This window comes from Holophagaceae bacterium (assembly GCA_016720465.1).
GTDB lineage: Bacteria > Acidobacteriota > Holophagae > Holophagales > Holophagaceae > JANXPB01.
Genome location: JADKKO010000002.1, coordinates 1 through 24,411, shown reverse-complemented (window position 1 = coordinate 24,411; position 24,411 = coordinate 1). Strand labels below are relative to the sequence as shown.

Below are 24,411 nucleotides of genomic sequence, written 5' to 3'. Positions count from 1 at the left end.
GAGAATTTTGTTTCGGCCTCTTATGCCGGTCCGCCATAGTGATGACCGGGTTATTATTCCGCAACGGCTTTGACTGATTTTCTTGCGAGGTGCTTCATGGGCGATCGAATGAGAAGGCAGCGCGGCGAAGGGAAAGTGGGCTGCACGGTCAGCCTGCTGGTGGTGGCGATCCTGGCCGCCATCGCCATCAAGGTCGTCCCGGTCTATTACGCGGACAACCAGATCTATGACATCGTCGAGCGGAAGGCTGAGCAAGCCGCCGGCCGCACGACTGAGGAGTTGGAAAAGGAAGTCCGGATCTCGATCCGGGAATTCGGAATCCCGGAAGCCACGGCGCCGAGGGCCATCACATTCCGGAAAACCATGGCCGGAGACGTTGGAACCGTGACGGTCACCATGAAGTATTCCCACAAAGTGGATTTGTACGGCATCGCTGAGTGGCCTTTCAATGTGAACAAGACCATGGCCCACCCGGTCCTTGAGGGCATCAGGTAAGTCCATGCGTCTTCGCCCCCTTGTTTTCATCCTGCTCTCCAGCGGCTCGCTGTTCGGGCAGGACGTTTTTTTCAAGGAGCCGGAGCGGAAATGGTGGCTTCCCACCTGGGAATTGAACGGCTGGCATGAAGACACAGACCGGGGACCCGGCAAAGCCGCCATCATCCGCGACCGTTCACGCTTGAGGCTCCGGTGGCAGATCGGCGAAGAAGGCAGCTGGATCCAGTTCCGGGCCGGTTCGGCCCACTATGCCGGGAGCGATGGCAACCGGTTCAATCTCGCGCGCTTCGACAATGAATCCAGCAACGGCACACGCCTGGATCTGGCGGAACTGCGGGTCCAGACCCTGGGCGCCCGGGGCGGTGCCGAGATCCGCGGCGGTCTGGTGGAGAACGGCCTGATCTCAACAGAAAGTCTTTGGGATTCGGATCTGCGGGTCATCGGCGGGTTTGGCAAGGCCTTCCTGCGTTCCCCCGAAGGGCTGTTCGATGAACTCGGAATCCGGGCCACGGTCGGAGACGCACGTCTGCTGGCAGGCGGGCGGGTGGAAATCACGGCCATCCAGGGCGTGGCCAAATTCACCACCGGCCAGGTCTCCTGGACCTTTTTTGGAGGTCCATGGGAGCTCAAGGCCCGGGAAGAGGACCTGGCCAATTTCCGCCGGCAGAATCCCGCGACTTCCGGTTACTACGACCAGGCAACCCATTATAAACTCAACACCTACGGCGCTGCCATCTCCAGCTCGACACGTTTTCCCTTCGAGATCAAAGCCCTGCGCCACACCAACCGCGACAGCAAAGAAGAGGGCGGCGAGCTTCAGGTTTTCCTGGGCAGCCGGACGCGAAAATGGTTCCCCCAGGTGGGCTGGGTCCGGCAGGTCATGGCTCCGGGCTCCCAACTGGCCAGTGTCAATGGGGACCTCTGGTGGTTCCACGCCAATGCCGATGGCAGCCGCTATATCGTCGCCCTTCCCCTGCCTCGGAAATGGCTCGTACAGTACAGCTATCTGAATCAACGCCTCCGCAGTGCCAAGGACGCCTTGACGACGCACCGGGTGGATGTGGTCAAACGTTTCTGATGGATTGAATTTGAATACGAAGAGGCCCCCGTGGCGGGGGCCTTTCCATGGGTTACGACGAGCTAGTCCAGCTTCGGCCGGGGTCGGAGGGCCACCTTGAACAGGACGGCGCCCATCACCGCGAAGGCAGCGACTCCCAGGAGGTCAAAACCGCTGTGGCCCAACGCCCTGGTGAGGAAGTCCTCCACGTTGATGCTCTTCAGGAAGTTGGCAAGGCCTGGGCTGCCGTTGTCTTCCAGATAGCTGGAACCCCCCATGAGGAAAGCCACCAGCACGCCCATGAGCGCGCCACCGGCCACCAGGCCGGTAGCGAAGAGATTGCCTGGGCCAAGCTCTTCATCCTCGGCTGAATGCGGTTTGGTCGGGTCGACAACCTCGGCCGCATTCCTGGATTTGATTTTATTGTCCGCGAACCAGCGGATCACGCCGCCGATGAAGATGGGCAAGGTGGTTGAAAGCGGCAGGTAGGCGCCCACCGCGAAAGCCAGGGCGCGGACTTGGCAAAGCTCCATGGTGACGGCGGTGAACACGCCCACCAGCACGAACTGCCAGTCGAGATTCCGGGCCAGCAGCCCCTTAATTAGCGTGGCCATCAAGGTGCCCTGCGGCGCGGGCAGCTTTTCTCCGCCGATGCCGTAGGTCGCGTGCAGCATCTTCATGGTCAAGCCGATCACCACGGCCGCGGCGACGGCGCCGATCATCAGGCCGATCTGCTGCCTGCGGGGCGTGGCTCCCACGATGTAGCCGGTTTTCAGGTCCTGGGAAGTGGCTCCGGCGTTGGCGGCGGCGATGCAGACGATGCCTCCCACGCAAAGGGCCATGGGCTGGTAGATATCGCCCGTCCAGCCGAAACCTACGAAGATCAGGCAGGTGGCCATGAGGGCGGCGATGGTCATGCCCGAGATCGGATTCGAAGAAGATCCGATGATGCCCACGATGCGGCTGCTGACGGTCACGAAGAAGAAGCCGAAGGCCACCATCAGCACGCCCAGCATGACCTTGCTGAAGAGGCCGCTGCCGGGGATGAAGGGCAGCATGGCCATGATGACCACCAGGCCGATGGACCCGCCCACCACCACCGAGAGGGGCAGATCGTTTTCCGTGCGCTTGACGCCGCCTTCGACGGCGCCAGCCTTCATGGAGCCCATGGCGCCTTTGAAGGCCGAAACGATGGTGGGAATGGTCTTGATCAGGGTGATGAAACCGCCGGCGGCCACCATGCCTGCGCCGATCTGGCGCACGTAGGCGAAATAGATGGCGCGGTTCAACTGCGTGAAGTCATGGGTGGCCGGATTCCAGCCATAGGCGCCCGCCACCGCCACATCCTTCAGGTAGCCCAGCTTCACCAACTGGGTGGCGATGGTATCGCCAGGCACCAGGGACGCGAGCAAGGGAATGAATCCCAGCCAGGCCAGCACGCCGCCTGCGACCAGCAGCCCGGAATTCTTGATGCCCAGGATGTAGCCCACGCCCATGTATTCCGGCGTGATGTTGCCGTTGACGGTCGCCGCGGGGAAGATTTTCGATTTCATATCGGAGACCCAGGTCGGGGTTTCCGCGATGGCCTTCACGATCAGCTGGCCCACAGCGTAGACCAGGCCCACGCCCAGTCCCCAGTAGGCGGGCTTGGCCAATTCCCCGCCCTTCTCGCCCGCGATCAGCACCGAGGCGCAAGCCGTGCCTTCGGGATAGGGCAGTGTCGCGTGTTCCTGCACGATGAGGGCCCGCCGCAGGGGGATCATCATGAGCACGCCCAGCACGCCGCCCATCAAGGCCAGCGTGAAGATGGTCCAGTAGTTGAAGAAGCTCGCGCCATTCGCGCCGGGGGTCAGGAACAGGAAGCCCGGCAGGGTGAACACCACGCCCGCGGCGATGGATTCGCCCGCGGAGCCGATGGTCTGCACCATGTTGTTTTCCAGGATGGTCGAACCGCCAAATCTTTTAAGCAACGAGATCGCCACCACCGCGATCGGAATGGATGCGCTGACCGTGAGTCCGGCCCGCAAAGCGAGGTAGACCGTCGAGGCGCCGAAGATGATGCCGAAGATGACGCCGAAGATGACGGCCTTGGGCGTGAATTCCGCCATCTGGGTGTCATCGCTGACATAGGGTTTGAACAGGACTTCGTCGGACACACATCCTCCGTTGAGAACACAGGTTTCCAAAGGCTTCGAGCCTTCGATCCTACCTGGATTCCAGGCCATTCCCAACCTCGGGGAATCAAGGCGTCGGAATCTTCCTCCTTTGATGGGAAACTGGGCGGATGGAGCACCCCATCACCAGCAAGGCCAATCCCAGGTTCAAGGACCTGCTGGCATCGCTCCGTCCGACGGGCCCGGCGCGCACCCACACCTTGCTGGCCGGCGAGAAACTGATCGGGACCTGGCGAGTTGCGCCTTTTGCAGGCCGTCTGCTTCCGGATTCGCTTTGGGTGGTGGAAGGCATGGAGGTGGCGGATTCGCTTCGCGATCTGCCCTGCCCCACTCAAAGCATCGGCGAAAAACTCATGGCCCAGCTCAGCGGCTCGGCGAGCCCCCCGGCCTGCGCCTTGGTGCTGCGTCTCGGGCCCGAGCCCATCGGCCCCTTGAAAAACCGGGTCATCGTTCCCTGGGGCATCCAGGATCCAGGCAACCTGGGCGCCATATTCCGGAGCGCCGCGGCGTTCGGGTTCCAGGAGGCCCTGCTGGGGCCAGGATGCGCCGATCCCTTCAGCCCCAAGGCCCTGCGGGGGAGCATGGGCGCAGCCTTCCTGCTCCCCGTCCGGCGAGTTCAATCCTTCGACCCGGGCGATGGCCATTGGTTCGCCTTGGACAGCGGCCCAAGCGCCATCCCGCTGGATTCGGCCGATCTGGCCGAGCCCCTTCGGATTCTCGTCGGGAACGAAGGCCATGGCTGGAAGCACGAAAGCTTGCCCGCTGCCGTGCAGCGCGTGGCGATTCCCACCTCCGGGGTGGAGAGCCTCAATGCCGCCGTGGCCGCGGGCATCGCCTGTTATGAAGCGCAGCGAAGGATGGCTGGATGAAGCGATCGAAGTTGGCCAAATTGGGTGAATCCGTCGGGCTCGGACTACTGGTGGCCGCGGCCTACATGCTGCCTTTCCGCGGCGTGGGCCTTCTGGAATCAGGCCTTCTGGTGGTGTTCGCAGCGCTCGTCATGCGTCGGAGCCTGGATCCGGGCCAGCGGATGGGCTGGCTCTACCTGGCCATGTTCATCGGGGTCGCCACGGCCTTCTATTGGATGCCCGGGACCATCAAGGCCAAGGGCAACCTGGACTGGACCACGGCGGGCTTTGCGGGTCTGCTCTTCTTCGCCTATGAGTCCTTTGGCATCTGGTTGACCTGGCTGTTCGCGCGGCGCGCCTACTTGCGCACCCGCAGTGCCTGGGCCACGGCCTTCGCCGCAGGCTTCGCGACCCTGGCCTGGGAGTTCTTCGCGTTTCATGTCTACGAGTGGAGCTGGTCGGCGCCCATGAGTGGCCTGCCGTGGTTGTCCCGAAGCGGCGCCTTTCTGGGCGCCTACGGCATTTCCGCCCTGCTTTGGGCCTTCGCGGCCTACGGCATGGCGCGGCGGCAGGCCGGCGCGCCATGGCTGGTTTCCCTGCGCGCACCGGCGCTGTACCTCGCGCTTCTGGCGGGCCTTTCCGCAGCCTGGTACGCGCTTCCCCGCGAAGCGCAGCGATCCATCGATGTGGTCATGATCCAGCCCAATTTCGAGGCCGGCGCCAGGTGGCCTGGCATGGAAACGGAGATGTGGCGCCTCAGCGACCGCGCCCTCCAGGCGAACCAGCTCCCCAAGCCCGGACGGGCCACCTTGCTGGTTTGGCCCGAAAGTTCGGTGCTCGGCCGCGACGATCGTTGGCCCGATGCGAGGATGCACGCGGAGGCCCAGCGCCGGGGCATCGCCTGGCTGTTCGGGACCGAAGGCGGGCTGCTGAACCTGGTGCGCGGCGAAGCGCCCGGAAAACCCGGATTCATCCAGGCCAAGATCTACCCCATGCCCTTTGGCGAGCGGATGCCGGGGCCGCCAAGGATGCGGCGGTGGCTGGACCATGCCCTGGGGTTTTACAGCCAGGAACCGGGCGGCCTGTCGGCCGACAGCAGCTTCCTGTTCCCCTCGCCCCAGGGGGAGTTGAAGGTCCACTCCCTCATCTGCAGCGAAGCCACCATGCCCCTCCGTTGTCGCGACGGCCTGGCCATGGCCGGTGGGGAATTATTGGCCAATCTCACCAACGACGGCTGGTTCGAGCGCACCCCGGCCACCAATCTCCATGCATCGGAAATCCGCCTGAGGGCCGTTGAATTGGGCATCCCGATGCTGCGCGCCACCCTTACGGGCAAGTCGGGCATCTGCCGCGAGAACGGGGAATCCCAGCTCTGGGGCGAGCCCATGACCCAAGGCGCCTATGCCTTCTCCCTGGCCTGGAGCCCCGTCCGGACGCCAGCCCGGAGCCCCTGGCTTTTCCGGGGCCTGGTGGCCTTCTTCCTGGCGGGAACTTTGTGGTTCGGTATTCGGAAAACGGAGCGTGCGTGATGGATTTACAGGTACCTGAACCCATTGCCACCCTGAAGGGGCTCGTGGCCTTCGCCGACGAGACTTGGACCATCGAGCCCAAAGAACTGCAGATCTTTTTCCAGGCCGAAGCCGTGTACTGGACGGCCAGCCGGACGGTCGAGCAGTGGCGGCGGCTGCTGGCCTGCTCCCGGATGCTTACCGCCCGCCTGCAATCCGAAGAGGGCAAGGGCGGGCGCCTGGTCGGCACCACCCGCGTCTGGTCGGACCGGGCCTACGAGGCCAAACTCTACGACGTCGTGACCGCCGGGGACATGAAGGGCCTGGGCATCGCCTCCACGCTCGTCCGCTGGGCCTTGCGACACCCCTCCACCGGCGACGTGCAGCGCTTCGTGCTTGAAACCCGGGATGCCGGGGACCTGTACACACGCTTCGGGTTCAGGCGGTCCGAGGACGTCAACACCGTGCACATGCGCGCGACCGCCGCAGATCTTGAAAAGCTGGGGCTGCGCGGATGAGGCCGCTCATCCTGGCCTCCGGTTCCCCCCGCCGCAAGCAGTGGCTGGAGTCCCTGAGCATCCCTTTCGACATCCTCGCGCCGGATATCGATGAGACCCCGCTGGAGGCGGAGGACCCGGCGGACCTGGTGCTGCGTCTCGCCAAGGGCAAGGCCTCGCTCATCTCCGAAGCCAATCCGGGGCGCTGGGTGCTGGCGGCGGACACCACGGTGGCGGTGGACCATCACACGCTGAACAAGCCGGTGGATGTCGAGGACGCCGTGCGGATGCTGCTGCTCATCCAGGGCCGCCGCCACGAGGTCCACACCGGCATGTGCTTGCAACGCGATGAGGCCGTCCACGCCTTCGTGGACACCGCCGAAGTGTTCCTGCGGCCCCTCAGCGAGGCTCAGGCCCGCTGGTACGTGGCCAGCGGCGAGCCCATGGACAAGGCCGGCAGCTACGCCGCCCAGGGCATCGCCGCACTCTTCATCGAGCGCATCGAAGGCAGCTTCGCCACCGTGATGGGGCTGCCAGTGGAGCGGCTGAGCGCGCTGATGCAGGAGCTGGGCCTGTTGGAACGCTGGATCGGGATGCCGAGGTAACGGGGACTCATGCCTGGAATTCGTCCTTGCCTTCCGTCTTCACATTCTTGGGATTGAAGTCTTCCAGCATGCGGTATTTCACGCCCTCCACGTCCTTGAACTGGCCGGCGCGGATGGCCCACAACGCGAACATGACGAAGCCCGCGGCGAAGGCGACGCCCACGGTCGTGAAAACGATGATGAGGGTCCAGTTCGTGGTTTCCACGCGTCCCTCCTTTCAGAAAATGTTGCGTTGGGGGCTTTCCGGGATGCCGGGCTTGGCCGCTGCGGCGCGTGGGCGCCTAGTTGTTCGCCACCAGGAAGAGGTCGTATTTCCAGGCGATGAGCAGGGGCACGGAAAGCATGAGCAGGAAGAAGATCAAGGAGCGGGCCAGGACCCAGTTTTCCTTCAGGATCTGCAGGACGGAAACCGGCGGCTCGGGTGTGGACTCGACTTCGGGTTCATGTTCGGAATGCGTGTTTTCGGTCATGTCAAAACTCCTGCTTGATACTTCTTATGGAGCGAGGCGCGGTAACGGACTTCGAATTTCCGCTGAGCACCATCCATCGCGTCGGCCTGCGGCCGACATAAGGAGCCGTAAGGACCCGGCCAGAAATGCGCTGGCCGGGCCCTTACGGCTCCTAACTTTCCGCCACTTCGCCGAACATGCCCACGAGGTAGAGCACGCCGAAGAAGAAGAGGTAGAAGAGGACATAGCGCAGCATGACGATGTAGCTGCTCACTTTGGGTTCGGCGGCTTTCTTGGGCGCGGCCATCCTCGCCTCCTTATAGATCTTCCGTGGAGGCCTTGAACTGGGCCAGGGCGTCCAGGAAAGGACGTTTGTCCTTCATGGTGAAAAAGAACATGCCCACTTTCCGTTTGTCCGTGGACTTGCGGAGCTTGGGGTTGCGCTCGCCTTCGAGCCGCTCGCGGATCATGATGTTGCCCGTGCGGTAGTGGCAGTCGTTCATGGCGCAGCCGCACACGAAAGTCGCGTCGGCGCCGTTGGCCAGAGCCAGCTCCATCTGGGTGGGTTTCACCATGCCCGAACAGGGCAGGATGATGATCTTCGTCTCGGGATCATCGGCCAGGGCTTTGTGGGGGCCCATCATGTCGTGGATGGGAATGCTCCGTTCGCAGACGAAGCCCACGATGACCCTCTTCTTCTTTTCCACTGGGATGGCGGATTGGATTTCGCTCATTGGGCACCCGTCTTGAGGAGGGCCAGCACATCAGCCTCGATGGTCTTGGAGTGGGTGTTGGGCAGTTCGATGGCCTGGAAGGGGCAGGCGCCGACGCAGATGCCGCATTCGGAGCAGCGGGGCGCGAAAACGACCGCGATCAGCTTGAATTTGGATCCCGGAGCCCGCTCCTGCATGGTGATGGCCTCGAAGGGGCAATCCAGGGAGCAGAAGGTGCAGCCTGTGCACTTGGCTTCGACGACTTCGGCGATGTTGTCGCGGCGGTCCTTGGGGTAGAAGGGCGCCACGAACAGCAGGATGGTCGCAGAGCCCAGGATGATCCAGGCCCAGTTCACGCCGACTTTCTCCATCAGGTAGTAGGGGAACAGGTACCAGGCGTCGTACCGGATGACATCGACCAGGTAGCCGATCTGGGCCGGGGCGTCCGAGGGGATGAAGCCCTTGTCGCCAGCCAGCACCGGGTACTGGGCGATGAGGTCGTTGGTGACGTTCACGGCCGGGTAGACGCCGGCGGCCACAAGGATGAATCCGAGCGTGAGGAAATTCACCGCCCGGCTGGGGGTCACCACCGGCTCGTGGAGGCGGATGAAGTGCATCCAGATGAGCCAGAAAATGAAGGTCGCGCCGCCGATGTGGAAGAAGAAGAACCGGGTCAGCGTGAAATCGCGGATGGCATCGCCGCCGATGAAAAAGGCCGAGAGCCCCTGGCCGATGAGCGGCACCGCTTCAAGCCATCGCTGCGTCGACACCACCAGGGAGTAGGCCCGCGCGTCCCAGACCAGCAGGTAGCCCGTGATGCCCACGAAGAGCACGAAGATGAGCAGCAGCACGCCCGAGACCCAGGGCAGCCAGCGCCAGGACCGGTGGCGGTCCGTGAAGTAGACGCGGAGCATGTGGAGGATCGTGGTGATCATCATCGCCGCGGCGCCCCAGCGATGGATGCCCCGGACCACGGCACCGTAGGGAATGCCGGTCGCGGGCGAGATCGCGGCCACCACCGGAATGCCGTTTTTCAGGAGGAGCTGCCCGTTGGCATCCTTCAGGAGGACCGGCAGCGAGGTGATGTAGTTCACCGAGGTCCAGGCGCGGTCCAGGGTCGGGATGTAGTACATCCAGAGCATGATTCCCGAAAAGATCAGGAACCAGAAGGTGTACAGCGGCAAGGCCCCGTGGAAATACAGGGGATTGTTCTCCTGGGTGGTGAAGAGGTTCAGCCCCTTTTCAAGGCTGACTGTCAGGTTCTTGGTGAGACTGAGGAACTTCTTGTACATGCCTGCCCCTACTCTTCCACGCGGGTCTTGGTATGCGAAAGATAGGCGGCGCCGACTTCCATGAGGGCCGCCCAGATGAAAGCCCAGCCCAGCCAGCGCACGACGTTGAACTGCTGGAAGGGATTGTCGTTCGTGCTCACGCCGCCGCTCAGGGCCTTGATGTGGGGCAGGTCGCCCACGGTCGCCCAGTTGTTCGTCAGCGCGCCATCCACGACTTTATTGACGATGGCGGGCGCTTTTTCCTGCCGGAGCTTGCCGCCCAGGGGCGCCTCGTGGATCACGTCATGGAGCTCGGCGGAAATGCTGTTGGCTCCAAGCACGAAAAAGATCCCCAGGCCCGTGACCAGGAAGATGGTGCCGAATACATTGCGGGTTTTCACGGTCAACCCCTAGTCGTTTTGGTTGAGTGGTGGGAGTCGGAATGGAGCAGGAAGAAGCGGTCGGCCCAGCGGTCCAGCCAGGACCTGCGCAGCTGAAGCGTCCCCTTGGCTTTTTCCTCGGCGTAGACGACGATCGCGAGGGCCGCCAGGAGCAGGAGGAAGAGCGTTCCGGTGGCGATGATCGCCACATAGGTGAGCATCGTGGGACCCGCAAAAAAGGCCCGCCAGCGGGCGATCGTCTGGCTCAGGAATACAATCCCGAAGACCACTGCGGTCCATTTGCTGATCTGGATTCGCCGCCGATTGTACACGTCAGGCTCCCGCGGCTTTGGGTTTGGCGGCGGCCGCTTTGGCCGCTGCGGCCGCGGTCTCGGCGTCCTTCTTCGAGGCCCATCGCGAAAGGCCGATGAAGGTGCCGAGCACGATGCAGGCCAGCCAGCCGAACACATGCACCTTCCAGAGCTCCATGCCCTTGGGGTGCCCGCCTGCCAAGGCGGCGGCAGGCGTCTTCCACAGGTTCAGGGCGGGCCTGAAGTGCTCCAGCCGGTCGTAGGCCACATCCAGGGTCATGCCTGGGTTCGCGGCCATGAGCTGCGCCGCGGCGGACTTGGCGGACTGGTTCCACTCGCGGATGTCGCCGAAATAGTGGTAAAGCGTGTTGGCCGACATGGAAATCAGGATGAAGGCCACGAAGAAAATGTGGAAAGTCTCCCACCATTTCTTGTTGTCCCGCTTCATCACGTAGCCCCAATCCTGGAAATAGCCCATCAGGAGGAAGAACCCCATGGAGTAGTACCAGAGCGGCGCGTCGCGGTGGAGATCCGCGATGCTGTTGATGATCAGGAAGCTGAAGACGATGAAGTAGATCAGTCCGCCGATGCCGATCCAATTGGCGATCTGGCGCTTGCCCCATTCTTTCTCCGGGCGCATGTCCAGGAAGAGCGCCGCCAGCACCAGGGCCGGCACGCCCACCGTCAGCACCGTGGCCAGGTAGGGATCCTGCAGTTTCAGCATGTGGTACATGGCCAGGAAGTACCAATCCGACAGAATCGGGTTGGGCGTCACTTCAGGATTCGCGGGGCTGCCTTGGGCCGCGGGGATCATGATGACCACGGCCAGGATCACTGCGAACACCGCGAACTTGGCCCAATTGCTGATGTTCATGCGCTTGAAGCCGCGGTGGTAGACCCGCAGCTCGAAGAAAATCATGGGGATGAAGCTCAGCATGAAGTGGAAGGCGTAGAAGCGCGTCACGGTCGCAGGGCCGATGGACGTGCCGCCCAGCAGGATCTGGGCGGTCGTCTTGCCCTGGTTCGTGGAATTGATGAAATCGCCGAGCGGTATCCAGCTCGGGTTGAGGTCCAGGTAGGTGGGGAAGGTCGCCATCACCTTGGTGGCCCACAGGGCCCGCTGGTTCCAGATGAGCAGGTAGCCCGTCAATCCCGAATACATGCCGATGATGAGCAGCAGCATCGCGATGATGAAGCTCAGCTCATTGGGCTTCTTGTAGTCGCCTGTGAACCAGATGCGGTAGCACTTCATGGTGGCCAGGATGATGAAAGCGTCCGCCCCGTATTTGTGGAGGCCCCGCGTGATGGCGCCGATGGGGATCAGGCCCCACTTCCAGTTGGCTTGGATCTCCTCGACGGAACGGAAGGCCTGATCCGTGACCGGGATGTAAAAGATCATCAGGACGACGCCGCTGACGATGACGATGATCCAGACCCAGTACCACATGCCCCCGATGCTGTACCACGGGTTGGTCTTGGCCTTCTCCACGTGGGATTCGTCGAAGAGGTCCATCTTGTCCCAGCGCTCCGTCAGCCAGCCCCACAGGCTCGGGCCCAGGTTCCAGAACCAATGCCAAAGCTGGCCCACGACCCCGCGCTGCGGCAGCAGGCTGCGGAACCAGGCCGGGCGGCCCAGGAACCAGAGGATGATGCGTTCGAGAAAGTCAGCCAACGCCGCCTCCTTCCGTATCGGTGATGACGATTTGGCCGCCCTTGATATCGAACTTCATGAATCGCGGTGGACGCGGAGCGGGTCCCGAGACGACTTTTCCGCGCAGCAGCGTGCCGGTCCCGTTGTCCTGCTTGCGGGTCGGATCGTAGACCGAGAGATGGCAAGGACAGGCGAAATAGGGATGGACGGGTTCGGGCGGCTTGTAGTTGTACCCGCCGTGCAGTTCCGACGGGTTGGTGATGAAATTGAAGGTGCAGCCCAGGTGCGGGCAGATCCGCTGGACCACGACGAACCAGGTCTTCTGGTCGGCCGGGTCCACGCCGGGGACATCGTCGGGCAGCCGCACCACGAACCCCGGGATCTTGGCGCCCTGGGATTTCTGGGAGCTGTATTCCACCGAGGTGCGGACGTAGATGAAGTCCTTGTAGTCCCATGGATTTTTCAGGTCCGAGAGCTCCGCCACAATCTGGTCCGCGCTGCCGGCCTCGTCGGGCGGAGCCATGGCGGACTTCAAGCCCCCGGCCATGGTGGGCTTGAAGAACCGCATGATCGTGTGCATCGCGAGCACCGCGCCACCCAGGATCGGGATGGTCGTGGCCCCCTTGAGGAACAGGCGTCTCTGGTTTTCGGTCAGCATCTCACCCTCACTCGTGCTCGTAGGTCTTGCTGCGTACGCCATCCACCAGCATCCACCGCTGCTCTTCGGTGAGCATGCCCCGCCAGGAAGGCATGGCGGACCATTGATGGACGTAAAGGCCGAGCGCCTGCGAGGACATGGTGTCTTTGATCGATGGAGGGATGCTCCGGAACTGGCCGCCCTCGGAGATGCGCCAGAAGAGGAACTGGTCGGTGGTTTCCGCCATCGCCTTGCGGTTCTGGAAATTGAAGGGCAATGGATTCAGTTGCCTGCTCAACGGCCCGTTGCCCTTGGCGATGTCGCCATGGCAGACGCTGCAGTTCTCGCCGTAGATCTTCCAGACATCGCTGAAGTTGGTGACGCCCTTGGCGGCGATGGAGCGGCTCCAGACGTAGAAGACGGAATCCCAGACGGGGACCGAGTCCCCTGACACGAATTCCAAGCCGCCCCGCTGGGTTTGGATCGAATCCATCCAGCCAAGACCGGGTTTGTACTGGAGCTTTCCGCTGGCATCCTTCAGCGGCTTCTTGTCAGGCCCCAGGACCGGGCCCGGATGCTGGATCAGCTTCGCGTTCGGGATGCCCAGTTTCTCGGGCATCGAACCATAGGCGATCAACTGGAAGAGCTGCCCGGGCGTGCGCTGGAAACGCCAATTACGCTCATTGAAATTCGGCCCGTTGAGGGGCGCGGTCTCCGGCATCCGCCCTTCCTTCTCCAAGCCCTTCCGCACGACTTGCTTATCAGCGGGAAGCGCGGCCTCCTTGGAGAGATCCAGGCGCTCCTGCGCGGTCAGGTAGGTGCCGTGGCAGGTGGCGCAATTGGCGTTGTAGACCTGGCGGCCCTTGAGGGCCGAGGGCATGTTGTTGGGATAGAACACCGAATCCGACCCGATTTCCAGGCTGGGCGCGCCGCCGCCTTCGGCCTTGGTGAGGCCTGCGGGACCGCTTTGGGCGGATTTCTTTGTAGTCAGGCCATGGTCTGAACAACCGATGGCGGCCAAGGCCAGAAGGATGGCCAGGGCTGTGGACACGGCCGAAAATGGGATCGGGAGTTTGAATCGCGTCGTCATTTAAGTTCCACTGGGACGGATCCAGGCGAGCACAGCCCAGACGAGAATGATCAGGTACAGGATGACGAGGGCGAAGGGAGCCTTCCCATGGCCGATCTTGGTGCCGGAGACCTCTTCCATCGGCTCTTCATCATGTGGATTCTTCATTGGATCGGTTGCCATGGTGACCTCACTTGGCCTTAGCCGGAATTGGCTTCGCGGAAGGCGCCGGGCCGGCGGGGGCCGGGGCCGTCTGGCTCGGCAGTTGGCTGTAATCGCTTTCCATGCCCTTCAGCTTGCCCAAGCCCTTGTTGCGGGCCACGTACTTCAGGAAGGCCGCCAGCGTGAGGCGCTGCTCGGCCGTGAGCGTGTACTCCCAGCGCGGCATCTGCGTGGCGGGCACGCCCCGGCTGATGCGCCAGAACCACGTATCGACGTTGTAGCGCTGGAATTTCTCATCCCAGAAATTCGCCGGCCGCTTGGTCATGCCGAAAGCCGCCTGCCCGTGGCCGTCCGCGTCGAGGCCATGGCAGGCCGCGCACTGGTTGTTGAACAGGCCCTTGCCGTAGTTGGCGTATTTCCTCTTGGTCATGAGGGCTTTCATCTCGAGAGGATCCGTGGGTTCCACCGCGGGTTCCTTGAAATCGATTTCGGTCCAGGCCGAGAAAAGCGGGTCTTCCTCCCGCTTCTTCTCCAGGGATTCCTCGGTGACGTCGATCCCGTTGATCCGGTTCTTGTTCACGATCACCAGCAGCGTCCCCCGCGCGGCTTGGGCATCGTGGCTGGTGCCGAAGAGCAGTTCCTCGATTTCCATCCTGTACTTGTAGGGGACCTCGATGTGCTCCTCGTACCGCTTGTTGTTCCGCGCCTCCTGCTCCGAAGGCGTGTAGTTCCACTTGGCCAGGGTTTCCTGGGTGCCCTTCAACGGACCGGTGGTCCAGGTGAAGGGCTCCAGCCGCGCGTGCCTCAGCTTGCCCGTTTCAGGATCCAGCGCGCGGGTTCCATCGGGTCCCAGGCCTTGGAGATAGGCCGTCAGGTCGATGAGTTCCTGGTTGGACAGGTAGTCGAAGCGGGGCATGTTGGAACCGGGCTTCACGTAGCGCGGGTTCTGGTGGTGCAGCATATGGTACTGGTCGGGAAATTTCCCGCCGATGTTCGCCAGGTCCGGACCGGATCGTTCCGAGCCGATCATGTGGTAGGCATCGTAGAAATAGTCCGAAGCCTTGGATTTCGGGCCATGGTCCCAATCCTGGGGGCGGCTCACCATGGAGTGGCAATACCAGCAGCCTTCCCGCTTGTAGATCTCGCGGCCCCGCAGCTCCTGCGCGGTGTAGTCGCGGAGGTCCTTGGGCTGGGCGGGCCTGAAGGTCATGCGCGGCACCAGCACGACCACGAAGATGATGCTGGAAAGGATCAAGCCCATGCCGATGGAGGGATATAGATAGTTGGCTCGGGTAGTGCTCATCGTGGGGGTTCCTCTACCTTGGGTGCGGATCAGGCTTGGGTTGTGGAGGACAGGGCCGGCGCAGCCGCCGTGGCTGGCGCAGCTTCTTCCAGCGGATCTTCAAGCGGGTCCTCCTTGAAGACCAAGGTCTTGAACACGTTGTAGACGAAGAGGAGCTGCCCCGTGACGATCAGGAGCCCCGAGAAAGCGCGCATCGCCATGAATGGGGCCACCATGATGACGCCGCGGTAGACCGGGGTGCCTTCCTCCCAGGCCGCGGCCTGGATGAGGCCCGCGATGGTGAGGGAGGTCATCATGATCACCGTGCCCACCAGCGAGAGCCAGTAATGGGCGTTGGCCAGGCGACGGCTGTACCATTGGCGGCCGCTCACGCGCGGCACGCAATAGTAGATGGCGCCCCAGGCGATGAATCCAAAGGTCCCCAGCAGCGCGAAATGCGCGTGGCCCACCACCCAATGCGTGAAGTGGAGATACCAATTGATCCACCGCGTCGCCTGGAAGGGCCCCGTGAAGCAGGTGAGCAGGTAGAACCACATGGCCGTGATGATGAACCGCAGGGGGATATTGGTGCCCAGCATGCCCCACTTGCCCTTCATCGTGAGGAAGAAGTTCACCAGCACGCTCATCACGGGAACGAGCAGCATGATCGAGGAGATCACGGCCACGGCCTTCAGCCATTCGGGAACCGGGCTCTGCAGCAGGTGGTGGGTGCCCGTGGGCGTGTAGAACATGGCGATGGTGCTGAACCCCACGATGCTGAGCAGGTGGGAATAGAGCGGGTTCTTGGTGATCTTGGGGAGGAAATAGTAGGTCAGGCCGATGCCGTTGGTGGTGAACCACAGGCCCAGGATGTTGTGGCCATAGAACCAGTTCGCGATAGCGTCGCCCGCCCCCGGGACGTCGAAGAACACCTTGTTGCCGATGATGTAGACGATGGGGAACCACATGGTGGTGCCGGCCACGTACCAGGTCGTCACGTAGAGCTGCTTTTCCTTGCGGTTCAAGACCGTCATCCAGACGAGCCAGCAGTAGGCCAGCAGTGCGGCCAGCAACGGAATGTCGAGGAACCAAGGCATTTCGGCGTATTCCCGGCCCTCGGTGATCCCGTTGGTGATGCAGAGCATTCCCGCGACGATGACCGCGTTCCAGGCCAGCATCAGGATGTTGCCGATCCGCTCGCTATGGAGCTTGGTGCGGCAGAGCTCGGGGATCACGTAGAAGATGGCCCCCACTGTCGACATGGAGATGAAGCCAAAGGCCACCACATTGATGTGGGTCGGGCGGAGTCGGCCGAAACTGAGCTGCGCCACGCCGTGGACCAGGTCCGGCGCATAGTATTCAGTGGCCGCGATCAGGCCGAACAGCGTGCCCACCAGCACCCAGATCGCTCCCGAGATCATGAATCGCTTGGAAGCGCTGTGTTCCACGTCCAGCCAGGCCAGAAAGCGGTCCCACCAGCTTCCGAACCCAGCATCTAGTTTTGTGTCGAGTCTCGCTTCCATGGGCGGATTCCCCAAGCCGTTGCGGCAGAAAAACGTTGGTGATTCGAACGGTGGCCCGGCATACAGGGCCGTTATAAAAAACCAGGGCTGCACTGGTTATTCGGTAACGGCCCCGGATCGGAGCCGTCGCGAAGGGCAGGTGCAACCCTAAGGCTCAACAAAGTGATCCATGGCCGACCATTCCCCGCTTGGTGTATGACAGTTTGAAATGAGCGGGGGGGACTGGTCCAGAGAAAAGATCTCAGAATCAGGAGCCGCCCGCGCCTGCCCCCCGGGATGCACCAGGAGCCCGGCGGCCCGGCCGGATGCCTTCCGGGGCGCAGTCCCGGCCGCATATGTCGGACGCGGGACGACGTAGGCTGGTACACTCGCGCCCATGCTCCCCCTCATCGACCTGGATGCCGGCCTCGCCAGACGGGGGCCCCCATGACCGCTCCTCGGATCCTCGGGGGACAGCGCTATGCCTGGGTGGCGAATCTGGCTTCCTCGGAAGCGGCGCCCGGCCACGCGGCCTGTGCCTGGCAACTGGTCCGGCGGGAGGGCGACGGCGCGCGTTTTCTATTGCAGATCTGGGATCCCAGGCCCTCCGACAAGGAATTGGACCAGATTAAGGAAACTTTCCTTAGCCGCTTCCTGGATGGCGAGCCCTGGGATCCCTCCGGCTGCCGCTTCGGGTTCGATGAGACCCAGATCTGGTTTCTCCAGGAGCTCCCGGGCACCCCCCTGCCGCGCTTGGCTTCGGAATGGACCGCGCCGCAGCGCAAGGCATTCGGGAAGCATGTGGAAAAAATCCTCGCCCAGAGTTCCCACCCGCGGCTGCTCAGCCCTGATGTCATTGGCATGAAACCTGGCCTCACCCTGATCCCGCGGGTCATCGGGACACCGCCCCGTACCTTCGAAGCCTTCATGGAGGAGCTCAACGCGCTGGAGACCCTGCCGGCCACGGGCCCCGTATCCCTTCCTTTCGAGCAGCCCCGCGAGCTCTCCGGATCCGCCCACGGCGCCCATCCGCGGCCGCGGCCAGGAGATGACGGTGCTCAAGTCCCTGATGTTCGGGCTGAGCGCGCCGGCCCCCATGGAGCGGGTCACCGTGATCCAAGGCGAAGAAGGGCTCGGCCAGGATGAGCTGGCGGCTTGGTCCGCAGCCTCCGCCCAGACCGAAGGCATCTGGGTCCACCATCTCGAAACGCTGCTGGATGAGGAGCCCGGCGCTTTCCTGGAACGCCTGTTGCAAAGCATCCTCTTCGGCGCGGAAGCTGAACTCTATGCGCAGAAGCCGGATGTGGCCCGGACCGTTTCCCGCCGCGTGCCTGCCTTCGCCTTCCTGACCGGCGGAAGGACCAAGTCCCCCGGGGGCCCCGTGGAGACCGAGGAGATCAAGGCCGCGTTGACCGCGATGGAATTCGCCATGTCCATCCACCATCGGCTGGTCCACCTCTCCACCCTGGAGCGCGCTTCCAACGAAACCCTCGGCCTGGTGCGCGACCTGGTGCTCAGTTCCAAGATCCCCTGGCTGCTCTGCGCAACCCGCAGCCCCCACCTGAAGCCCCTGCTTTCGGCCTTCCGCGGGGATTCCCAGGAAATTTCGGTGGTCAACCTGGACCGCATGGAGGACGAAGACCTCCACGACATCCTGGGGGACCTGCTGGGGCCCCACGATCTGCCCAAGGACTACCAGAAGGAGCTGTTCCGCCTGAGCCTGGGCAACCCTGGGCTGCTGCTGAGTTTCCTGGAATTGGCCCAGCAGGAGGGGACCATCGCCTCCCACGGAGGCCGCTGGGTGCTGGCGCCCGGGAAACGGCGCACGCCCCGGGCGCAGGAGGACCTGGTGGGCCAGATCCTCATGGGCCGGCTCTCCAGGCTGGGTCCCGCCGCCAGCGTGCTCGTCAGACTGCTCGCCCTGGCCGACCACCCGCTGGATCCCCAGGTGCTGGGCGCGGCGCTTGGATTGGGCGGCGATCCCCTGGAAGACGCCTTGGCCGCGGCCGTCAACTCCCGCCTGGTGCAGATGCAGGATTCCCGCGCCAGCATCCCCGATGTGCGGCTGCGGGAGCTGGTCCTTTCCAATACGCCCCAGCCGGAACTCAAACGCCTGGCCCGGGCCCTGCTGGGCGCCATGGAGCCCGACGGGCGCGCCATGCTCAGCGTGCGATTGAATTCCCTCGCCAATGATGAAAGCTCGGCCTTGGCCCAGGTGATGCAGGCCATCGAATCCCAGTCCCTGCCCCCCTTGGAAGCCCAGCGGATCGTGGACCAGGCGCTCCAGCTCCACCCCACCCCGCCCCAGCAGGTGCGCCTTTGGGAATTCCTCGCAGATGCCTGGGCCTCGTCGCCCTCGGCGCCCCAGGTGCTGGAATCCCTTGGCCTCGCCATCGCCGCCATGGAGGGGATTCCCGAAACACCGGATGGCGCCCATGCCAGCCAGATGGCCAGGCTGCTGCGGAAGAAAGCCCGGCAGGAAATCCGCATGCGCCGCTTCGTGGACGCCCAGACCTCCATCCACCAGGCCGCGGAGCTGCTGGTGGACCATCCGCTGCATCCGGAACAGCCGCGGTTGAGGCTGGCCCTGGGTCGCGTCTATCTGCTTCAAGGGTTCCATCACAAAGGCCTTCGCGTTGGAAGAAGGCCTGCAACTGCTCAGCTCGAGCGGCGCCAAGGGCAACCGGGAAGACCAGATGGCCCTGCTGCTGGAGTTGGGACAGGCCTTGGCCCACCAATCCCAGTTCCAGCGGGCGGTGGCCATGCTGCAAAGCGCCCAGCGGCTCCTGGAGCACGAGCAGAACTTCAAGGGCCTGGTGGGGGTGAACATCGCTCTGGGCCACGTGTACCAGGCCCAGGGCCAGCCCGAGGCGGCCCACACGCTGTTCCGGGAGGCGCTGCGCACCTCCCGCGTCCAGGGCAGCCTGGAGGGGCAGGCCAAAAGCCATCTGGCGCTCGGCATGTTCCGCAGCGTACAGCAGTGGCTCGGCCCGGCCCTCAGCCACCTGGATCTGGCCCTGGAGCGCTTCCAGCGGCTCGAAGACCAAGTCCTCACGACCCACACGCGGATCTGGAGGGGCGCGCACGCTGGCCGCCCTGGGGGATTTCGTGGAGGCGGAGCACACGCTGCTCCAGGTCCTCATGCTGCCCCAGCAGGGCCTCACGCCGCTGGAGCAAGGCGACCAGGTCTTTCTCCAGGCGGGAAGTCGCGGCCTTCCAGTCCTCATGGAGGGATGCTTCCAGGCTGTTCCAGAATGCGGCGCTGCTCTACGAGGCCTCCGGGCCTGGTGTGGCGGCAGCGGCTTTCACTCCTGCGCCACCTGCAGGCCGAAGCCCAGGAATCCATGCGCAGCAAGAATTCCAGCGCCCTGGAAACCTGCTGGACGCTGCTCGAACTGCTCAAGGGCCCCGTGGAGGGAGCGGCTCGAGGTGGCTGGAACTCGAATGGCACAAGGCCCACGCGCTCCTGCTGACCACCACGGAAATGAACGAGGCCGTCGCCACCGAAACCCTCATGACCTGGGGCGAGGTCGGCGCCGCCGCCCGCGAGCTCCGGTTCCCGGCCATCGTGCTGGAAGCCACGGCCCAGGGCGCGGATCTCCTATTGAAGCGCGGAGAGAGATTGGGCGCCCGCGGCAAACTGCAGGATGCCTTCCAAAGTTTCCAGGAACTCTGGACCCGGGTGCCCGAGAGCCATGAGACCCTCTTCCTTGGCCGCACGGACATCCACCGCTTCAGGCAGGCGGTGGAATCCGCCGGGCTGCGATTCATCCTTCCTGAACGCGTGGACCCGCTCGCCGACTGGACCGCCAGCACCGCCAACCTTCCCCCCGCCACGCCGACCCCATCGCCCTCCAGCCCGACCCAGCATCTGCCATGAGCCATGAAAGCCCCGCCACCCAAGCCGTGACCATTCCCCAATTGCGGGCTTGGGCCGCCGAAGGCCGCAAACTGGTGATGACCACGGCCTATGATTCGGTCACGGCCCTCCTGGCGGAGGCCGCGGGCGTGGACATCATCCTGGTGGGCGACAGCGTCGGAAACGTTTGCCTCGGCTTCGAAAACACCCTGCCGGTGACCATGGCCATGATGAACCACCATCTGGAGGCGGTGGCCCGCACCAAACCCAAGGCCTTGCTCATGGGCGACATGCCCTACCTGAGCTACCACCTCAGCCTCGAGGACAGCATCCGCAACGCCGGCGATTTCATCCGCCGCGGCGCGGCGGCGGTGAAGCTCGAGGGCGGCGCCAAGCGCCTGCCCGTGGTGAAGGCCCTGGTGGATGCGGAAATCCCCGTCATGGGACACATCGGGCTGACGCCCCAGTCCTTCCATGCCATGGGCGGTTTCAAGGTCCAGGGGCGCGACAGCGAGCACGCCCTCCAGATCCTGGAGGACGCAACCCGCTTGCAGGACGCAGGCTGTTTTTCCGTGCTGCTTGAGGGCATTCCCGCGGAACTGGCCCGCCGGGTGACGGATTCGCTCGAGGTGCCCACCATCGGCATCGGCGCCGGGCCCCATTGTTCGGGCCAGGTGCTGGTGATCCACGATGTGCTCGGCCTCCTTCCGGGCAAGCCGCCCAAATTTGTCCGCCGCTATGCCGATGGATTCGAGCTGCTTTCCAAGGCGCTCCAGCAATTTTCAGAGGATGTCCGCGAAGGAGCCTTTCCGGGCGAAGCGGAGTCCCACTCCCCCAACGCCGTGACCCGCGCCATCGAGCACTGGCGCCCAGAGAACCCCGATCAGGAGTGATGGATTCCCATGCGCGTCGTCCACAACGTTGCTGAGCTTCGCATTGCCGTAAAGGCCATGCGCGAGCAGGGTCTCCGCATCGGCTTCGTGCCCACCATGGGCTTCCTGCACGAGGGGCACGCCTCCCTGATCCGCCAATGCAAGAGCCGCTGCGACGAGACCGTGGTGAGCATTTTCGTTAACCCCACCCAGTTCGGGCCCAACGAAGACCTGTCCAAATACCCCCAGGATCTCGAAGCGGACCAGAGCCTGTGCCTGAAACTGGGCGTGAGCCTGCTGTTCCTGCCCGACACCGCGGAGATGTACCCCCAATTTCCAGACTTTCATCGAACCGGGCCGAGTGGCGGAGCCACTCTGCGGGAAATACCGCCCCGGCCATTTCCGGGGCGTGGCCACGGTGGTGGCGAAACTCTTCAACATGGTGCAGCCCGACCTGGCCTTCTTCGGCCAGAAGGATCTGCAGCAGACCGCCGTCCTTAAGCGCATGGTCAGGGACCTGAACCTGCCCGTGGACATCGCCGTGGTCCCCACCCTGCGGGAATCCCGACGGCCTGGCCATGAGCAGCCGCAACGTGTATTTGAGTCCCGACGAGCGCAAGCGGGCCTCAGCATCAGCCTCGCCCTCTTCTCTGCTGAAGCTGCCTTCCGCGCAGGCGAAAGGAATGCCGCGCGACTCCTCGACCTGGCCCAGGAATGCCTGTGGGGCGTCGACGAGCTCCAGTATTGCGAATTGGTGGATGCCCAGAGCCTCGAGTCCCTGACCGGCCAGGTGGACCGCACGGCGGCTCTTTGCGTGGCTGCATTCGTTGGTAAAACGAGACTTATAGACAATATTCTCCTGAATCCAACTCCCGAGGCCTCGGGGCTGCTGGGGCTGGGGCCGTCGGCTTGATCGGTGGCGCGAGCCGGGCTTTGACATCCGGCCCGGTCCGATCCATCTTTATACGTCGGCCGGGACTCGTCAGGAGCCTGGACCAGGAGGCACCCCATGCTGCGTCACTTTGCTGGGCAAGATCCACCGCGCCACCGTGACCCGCGCGGACCTGGATTACGTCGGCTCCATCACCCTGGATCCGCTGCTCGTCAAGGCGGCGGGATTCATGGAGAACGAGAAGGTGGACATCTACGACGTGACCAACGGCGCCCGCATCTCCACCTACGTGATCCCCGGCATTCCGGGCTCCGGTGAAGTCGGGATCAACGGGGCCGCGGCCCACCTGGTCAATGCCGGGGATCTGGTGATCATCGCCAACTACGGCTGGATGAGCGCCGAAGAAGGCGCCGCCCTGGAACCCAAGGTGGTGTTCGTGGATGGCGAGAACCGCATCACCCGGCTGGCCACCCAGGAACGGACGCCGCCAGTCGAAAAGTCGTTCGCTTAGGGGCCGTTGCAAGACAACCAGTCCTTTTGTTGTGTTGTTACGGCACCTTACCCCGGTCCACCCTAGCGAAGAACCAGGTATTTTTCGCAACGGCGAAAAGAATTCCCCTTTTTTCCTGACCTCAGCCACAATGGGGATGCTCCTGGTCTGGTATGGCCTTGGGCTGTCGGGGATGCGGCTTCGGAATTTCAAGCCCTCCGCCCAATTCAACAGAGGGTTTACATGTACATCCGCCGGTCCTTGGTGGTCAATGCGACACCGATGGAGACGCGAATCGCGCTACTGGAGAATGGCCAGCCGTGCGAGCTCTTCATTGAACGCACGGACCCATGTCAGCCATGTCGGCGACGTTCACAAGGGCCGCGTCGCCAAGCTCCTGCTGGGCATGCAAAGCGCGTTCATCGCGGTGGGCGCGTCCAAGGACGGATTCCTCTACCCTCGACGAGCCGAGGCCCACCGCATCAGCTCCGAGGAAGTGATCGAACTGGACGAGGACCAGCCGGACACGGCGGTCCTCGAGTTCCCGGTCATCCCCGATCCCTGCCGCCCATCAAGGAGGGCGAGAAATCCTCGTGCAAGTCGTCAAGGACCCCATCAACACCAAAGGGCCGCGGCTGTCACGGCACCTGAGCTTCCCCGGGCGGTTCCCGGTATTCATGCCCAGCATCGAACACGTGGGCATCTCCCCGCAAGATCACGGACATCCAGGAGCGGGAGCACGGCTCCGGGAACTGATCCGCAGCCATAGCCAGCCCGGCGAGGGCTTCATCGTCCGCACCGCGGCCATCGGCGAAAAAAGACGAAGACCTGGTCAACGACGTTGCGTTCCTCCGCGAACTCTGGCGGGATGTGCAGGCCAAGGCCGAGGACCCGCCGCGCCCAACCCGTCTGGCAGGATTCAGGCTGCTTCAGAAGGTGCTCCGGGACCTCTTCCGGGAGGAGGTGGCCAGCTTCTGGGTGGATGACCCCGCCCACCTACGAAGAGGTCATCGCGTTCGTCTCCAAACTCCATCCGGAATGGGTGGAGCGCGTGAAGCTTTTCACCCCGACCTGCCCATTTTCGAAGCCTTCGGCATCGAACAAGGAGATCGACGCCGCGCGCTCTCCCAAGGTGTATCTCCAAACATGGCGGCAGCCTGGTCATCAACCAGACCGAAGCCTTGGTGAGCGTCGATGTAAACACCGGGAAATTCCGTCGGCAAGAAGGACCTGGAGGACACGGTCTTCCAGGACGAACCTGGAGGCCATTCCGGGAAATCGTCCGCCAGCTCCGCTTAAGGAATCTGGGCGGCATCATCGTGGTGGATTTCATCGACATGGCCGACGAGGCCCACCGGAACGAAGTGATGGCGCTGCTGGGCGAGGAGCCGCTGCGGGACCGCAACCACGCCCGCGCTGAACGCATCAGCGCCTTCGGACTCGTGGAAATGACCCGCAAGCGCACCGGGCCGTCCCTGGAACGCCAACTCACCGAATCCTGCGCCCACTGCCAGGGCATGGGCCGCATGCTGAGCGCCGAGACCGTGATGCTCAAGGCCTACCGCGAAATGGCCCGCCAAGGGGAGCACCTGCGGGGGGCCACCGTGCGCCTCAGCGTCCACCCCGACCTCCGCGCCGCTCTTTCACTGGAAATGCGGGAGGGCATGCTCGCTATGGTCTCAGCCTT

At 63.6% G+C, this 24,411-nt stretch carries 25 protein-coding genes and 1 pseudogene; 13 read left to right on the top strand and 13 right to left on the bottom strand.

All coding sequences use genetic code 11. The features are described 5' to 3' along the window. Positions 1-108 precede the first annotated feature (108 nt). Both IPQ13_04455 and IPQ13_04450 read left to right on the top strand, forming a co-directional pair. Positions 109-495 carry a hypothetical protein gene (locus IPQ13_04455; protein ID MBL0210157.1) on the top strand — a complete coding sequence of 129 codons (387 nt, stop codon included), beginning with the start codon at positions 109-111 and terminating at the stop codon, positions 493-495. A gap of 4 nt (positions 496-499) precedes the next feature. Next, complete coding sequence (locus tag IPQ13_04450) at positions 500-1,573, top strand: hypothetical protein (protein ID MBL0210156.1); 1,074 nt, start codon at positions 500-502, stop codon at positions 1,571-1,573. A 62-nt stretch (positions 1,574-1,635) separates the two neighbouring features. Here IPQ13_04450 and IPQ13_04445 read toward each other — a convergent pair whose 3' ends face one another. Next, a complete protein-coding gene (locus tag IPQ13_04445; protein MBL0210155.1) occupies positions 1,636-3,777 on the bottom strand; it encodes an OPT/YSL family transporter in 2,142 nt (713 codons plus the stop codon). Between the two features lie 59 nt (positions 3,778-3,836). On the opposite strand from IPQ13_04445, the gene IPQ13_04440 reads away from it, so the two are divergent. The 4 genes from IPQ13_04440 to maf are packed head-to-tail and all read left to right on the top strand — an operon-like array spanning position 3,837 to position 7,184. After that, entirely contained in the window at positions 3,837-4,595 is a 759-nt protein-coding gene (locus tag IPQ13_04440) for an RNA methyltransferase (GenBank protein ID MBL0210154.1), read from the top strand. Continuing rightward, the gene (gene lnt, locus IPQ13_04435; GenBank protein MBL0210153.1) at positions 4,592-6,103 is read left to right on the top strand and encodes an apolipoprotein N-acyltransferase; all 1,512 of its coding nucleotides are present in this window, start codon (positions 4,592-4,594) and stop codon (positions 6,101-6,103) included. The genes IPQ13_04440 and lnt overlap by 4 nt, the downstream gene beginning before the upstream one ends. Then, entirely contained in the window at positions 6,103-6,600 is a 498-nt protein-coding gene (locus tag IPQ13_04430; protein MBL0210152.1) for a GNAT family N-acetyltransferase, read from the top strand. The genes lnt and IPQ13_04430 overlap by 1 nt, the downstream gene beginning before the upstream one ends. Continuing rightward, entirely contained in the window at positions 6,597-7,184 is a 588-nt protein-coding gene (gene maf, locus IPQ13_04425) for a septum formation protein Maf (protein ID MBL0210151.1), read from the top strand. Before IPQ13_04430 ends, maf begins: the two co-directional genes overlap by 4 nt. A 7-nt stretch (positions 7,185-7,191) precedes the next feature. On the opposite strand, the gene IPQ13_04420 is transcribed toward maf, so the two are convergent. The 12 genes from IPQ13_04420 to IPQ13_04365 all read right to left on the bottom strand — a co-directional run bounded on the left by IPQ13_04420 (position 7,192) and on the right by IPQ13_04365 (position 16,632). Next, positions 7,192-7,389, bottom strand: a complete 198-nt coding sequence (locus IPQ13_04420) for a cbb3-type cytochrome oxidase assembly protein (protein MBL0210150.1) — start codon at positions 7,387-7,389, stop codon at positions 7,192-7,194. A gap of 76 nt (positions 7,390-7,465) precedes the next feature. Beyond that, complete coding sequence (locus IPQ13_04415; GenBank protein MBL0210149.1) at positions 7,466-7,654, bottom strand: hypothetical protein; 189 nt, start codon at positions 7,652-7,654, stop codon at positions 7,466-7,468. Positions 7,655-7,950: 296 nt separating this feature from the next. Then, positions 7,951-8,367 (bottom strand): hydrogenase iron-sulfur subunit, encoded by a 417-nt coding sequence (locus IPQ13_04410; protein MBL0210148.1) that lies wholly within the window; start codon positions 8,365-8,367, stop codon positions 7,951-7,953. After that, a complete protein-coding gene (locus IPQ13_04405) occupies positions 8,364-9,638 on the bottom strand; it encodes a cytochrome b N-terminal domain-containing protein (protein MBL0210147.1) in 1,275 nt (424 codons plus the stop codon). The genes IPQ13_04410 and IPQ13_04405 overlap by 4 nt, the downstream gene beginning before the upstream one ends. An 8-nt stretch (positions 9,639-9,646) precedes the next feature. Continuing rightward, the gene (locus tag IPQ13_04400; GenBank protein MBL0210146.1) at positions 9,647-10,018 is read right to left on the bottom strand and encodes a hypothetical protein; all 372 of its coding nucleotides are present in this window, start codon (positions 10,016-10,018) and stop codon (positions 9,647-9,649) included. A gap of 2 nt (positions 10,019-10,020) precedes the next feature. After that, positions 10,021-10,329, bottom strand: a complete 309-nt coding sequence (locus IPQ13_04395) for a hypothetical protein (protein MBL0210145.1) — start codon at positions 10,327-10,329, stop codon at positions 10,021-10,023. Between the two features lies 1 nt (position 10,330). Further along, positions 10,331-11,980 carry a cytochrome bc complex cytochrome b subunit gene (locus IPQ13_04390; protein MBL0210144.1) on the bottom strand — a complete coding sequence of 550 codons (1,650 nt, stop codon included), beginning with the start codon at positions 11,978-11,980 and terminating at the stop codon, positions 10,331-10,333. Continuing rightward, positions 11,973-12,617, bottom strand: coding sequence for a Rieske 2Fe-2S domain-containing protein (locus IPQ13_04385; GenBank protein MBL0210143.1), 645 nt, complete (start codon positions 12,615-12,617; stop codon positions 11,973-11,975). Before IPQ13_04385 ends, IPQ13_04390 begins: the two co-directional genes overlap by 8 nt. Before the next feature lie 7 nt (positions 12,618-12,624). Next, a complete protein-coding gene (locus IPQ13_04380; protein ID MBL0210142.1) occupies positions 12,625-13,686 on the bottom strand; it encodes a c-type cytochrome in 1,062 nt (353 codons plus the stop codon). Beyond that, complete coding sequence (locus IPQ13_04375; protein ID MBL0210141.1) at positions 13,687-13,848, bottom strand: hypothetical protein; 162 nt, start codon at positions 13,846-13,848, stop codon at positions 13,687-13,689. It abuts the gene before it with no gap. A 7-nt stretch (positions 13,849-13,855) separates the two neighbouring features. Beyond that, a complete protein-coding gene (locus IPQ13_04370) occupies positions 13,856-15,130 on the bottom strand; it encodes a cytochrome c (GenBank protein MBL0210140.1) in 1,275 nt (424 codons plus the stop codon). A gap of 29 nt (positions 15,131-15,159) precedes the next feature. Beyond that, the gene (locus IPQ13_04365; protein MBL0210139.1) at positions 15,160-16,632 is read right to left on the bottom strand and encodes a cbb3-type cytochrome c oxidase subunit I; all 1,473 of its coding nucleotides are present in this window, start codon (positions 16,630-16,632) and stop codon (positions 15,160-15,162) included. A 426-nt stretch (positions 16,633-17,058) separates the two neighbouring features. On the opposite strand from IPQ13_04365, the gene IPQ13_04360 reads away from it, so the two are divergent. From IPQ13_04360 to IPQ13_04330, 7 genes and pseudogenes are all read left to right on the top strand, one after another. Further along, a complete protein-coding gene (locus tag IPQ13_04360; protein ID MBL0210138.1) occupies positions 17,059-17,757 on the top strand; it encodes a hypothetical protein in 699 nt (232 codons plus the stop codon). Continuing rightward, positions 17,666-20,491 carry a hypothetical protein gene (locus tag IPQ13_04355; protein ID MBL0210137.1) on the top strand — a complete coding sequence of 942 codons (2,826 nt, stop codon included), beginning with the start codon at positions 17,666-17,668 and terminating at the stop codon, positions 20,489-20,491. The genes IPQ13_04360 and IPQ13_04355 overlap by 92 nt, the downstream gene beginning before the upstream one ends. Beyond that, positions 20,488-21,363, top strand: coding sequence for a 3-methyl-2-oxobutanoate hydroxymethyltransferase (panB, locus tag IPQ13_04350; GenBank protein MBL0210136.1), 876 nt, complete (start codon positions 20,488-20,490; stop codon positions 21,361-21,363). Before IPQ13_04355 ends, panB begins: the two co-directional genes overlap by 4 nt. Before the next feature lie 9 nt (positions 21,364-21,372). Continuing rightward, positions 21,373-22,255 (top strand): annotated as a pseudogene (locus IPQ13_04345) (pantoate--beta-alanine ligase). A 109-nt stretch (positions 22,256-22,364) separates the two neighbouring features. Then, on the top strand, positions 22,365-22,745 hold the full coding sequence (locus tag IPQ13_04340; protein MBL0210135.1) for an aspartate 1-decarboxylase: 381 nt from the start codon (positions 22,365-22,367) through the stop codon (positions 22,743-22,745). Between the two features lie 744 nt (positions 22,746-23,489). Beyond that, complete coding sequence (locus IPQ13_04335) at positions 23,490-23,912, top strand: ribonuclease E/G (protein MBL0210134.1); 423 nt, start codon at positions 23,490-23,492, stop codon at positions 23,910-23,912. Then, a partial coding sequence (locus IPQ13_04330) for a ribonuclease E/G (GenBank protein ID MBL0210133.1) occupies positions 23,861-24,411 on the top strand: 551 nt, incomplete at its 3' end. The genes IPQ13_04335 and IPQ13_04330, both read left to right, overlap by 52 nt.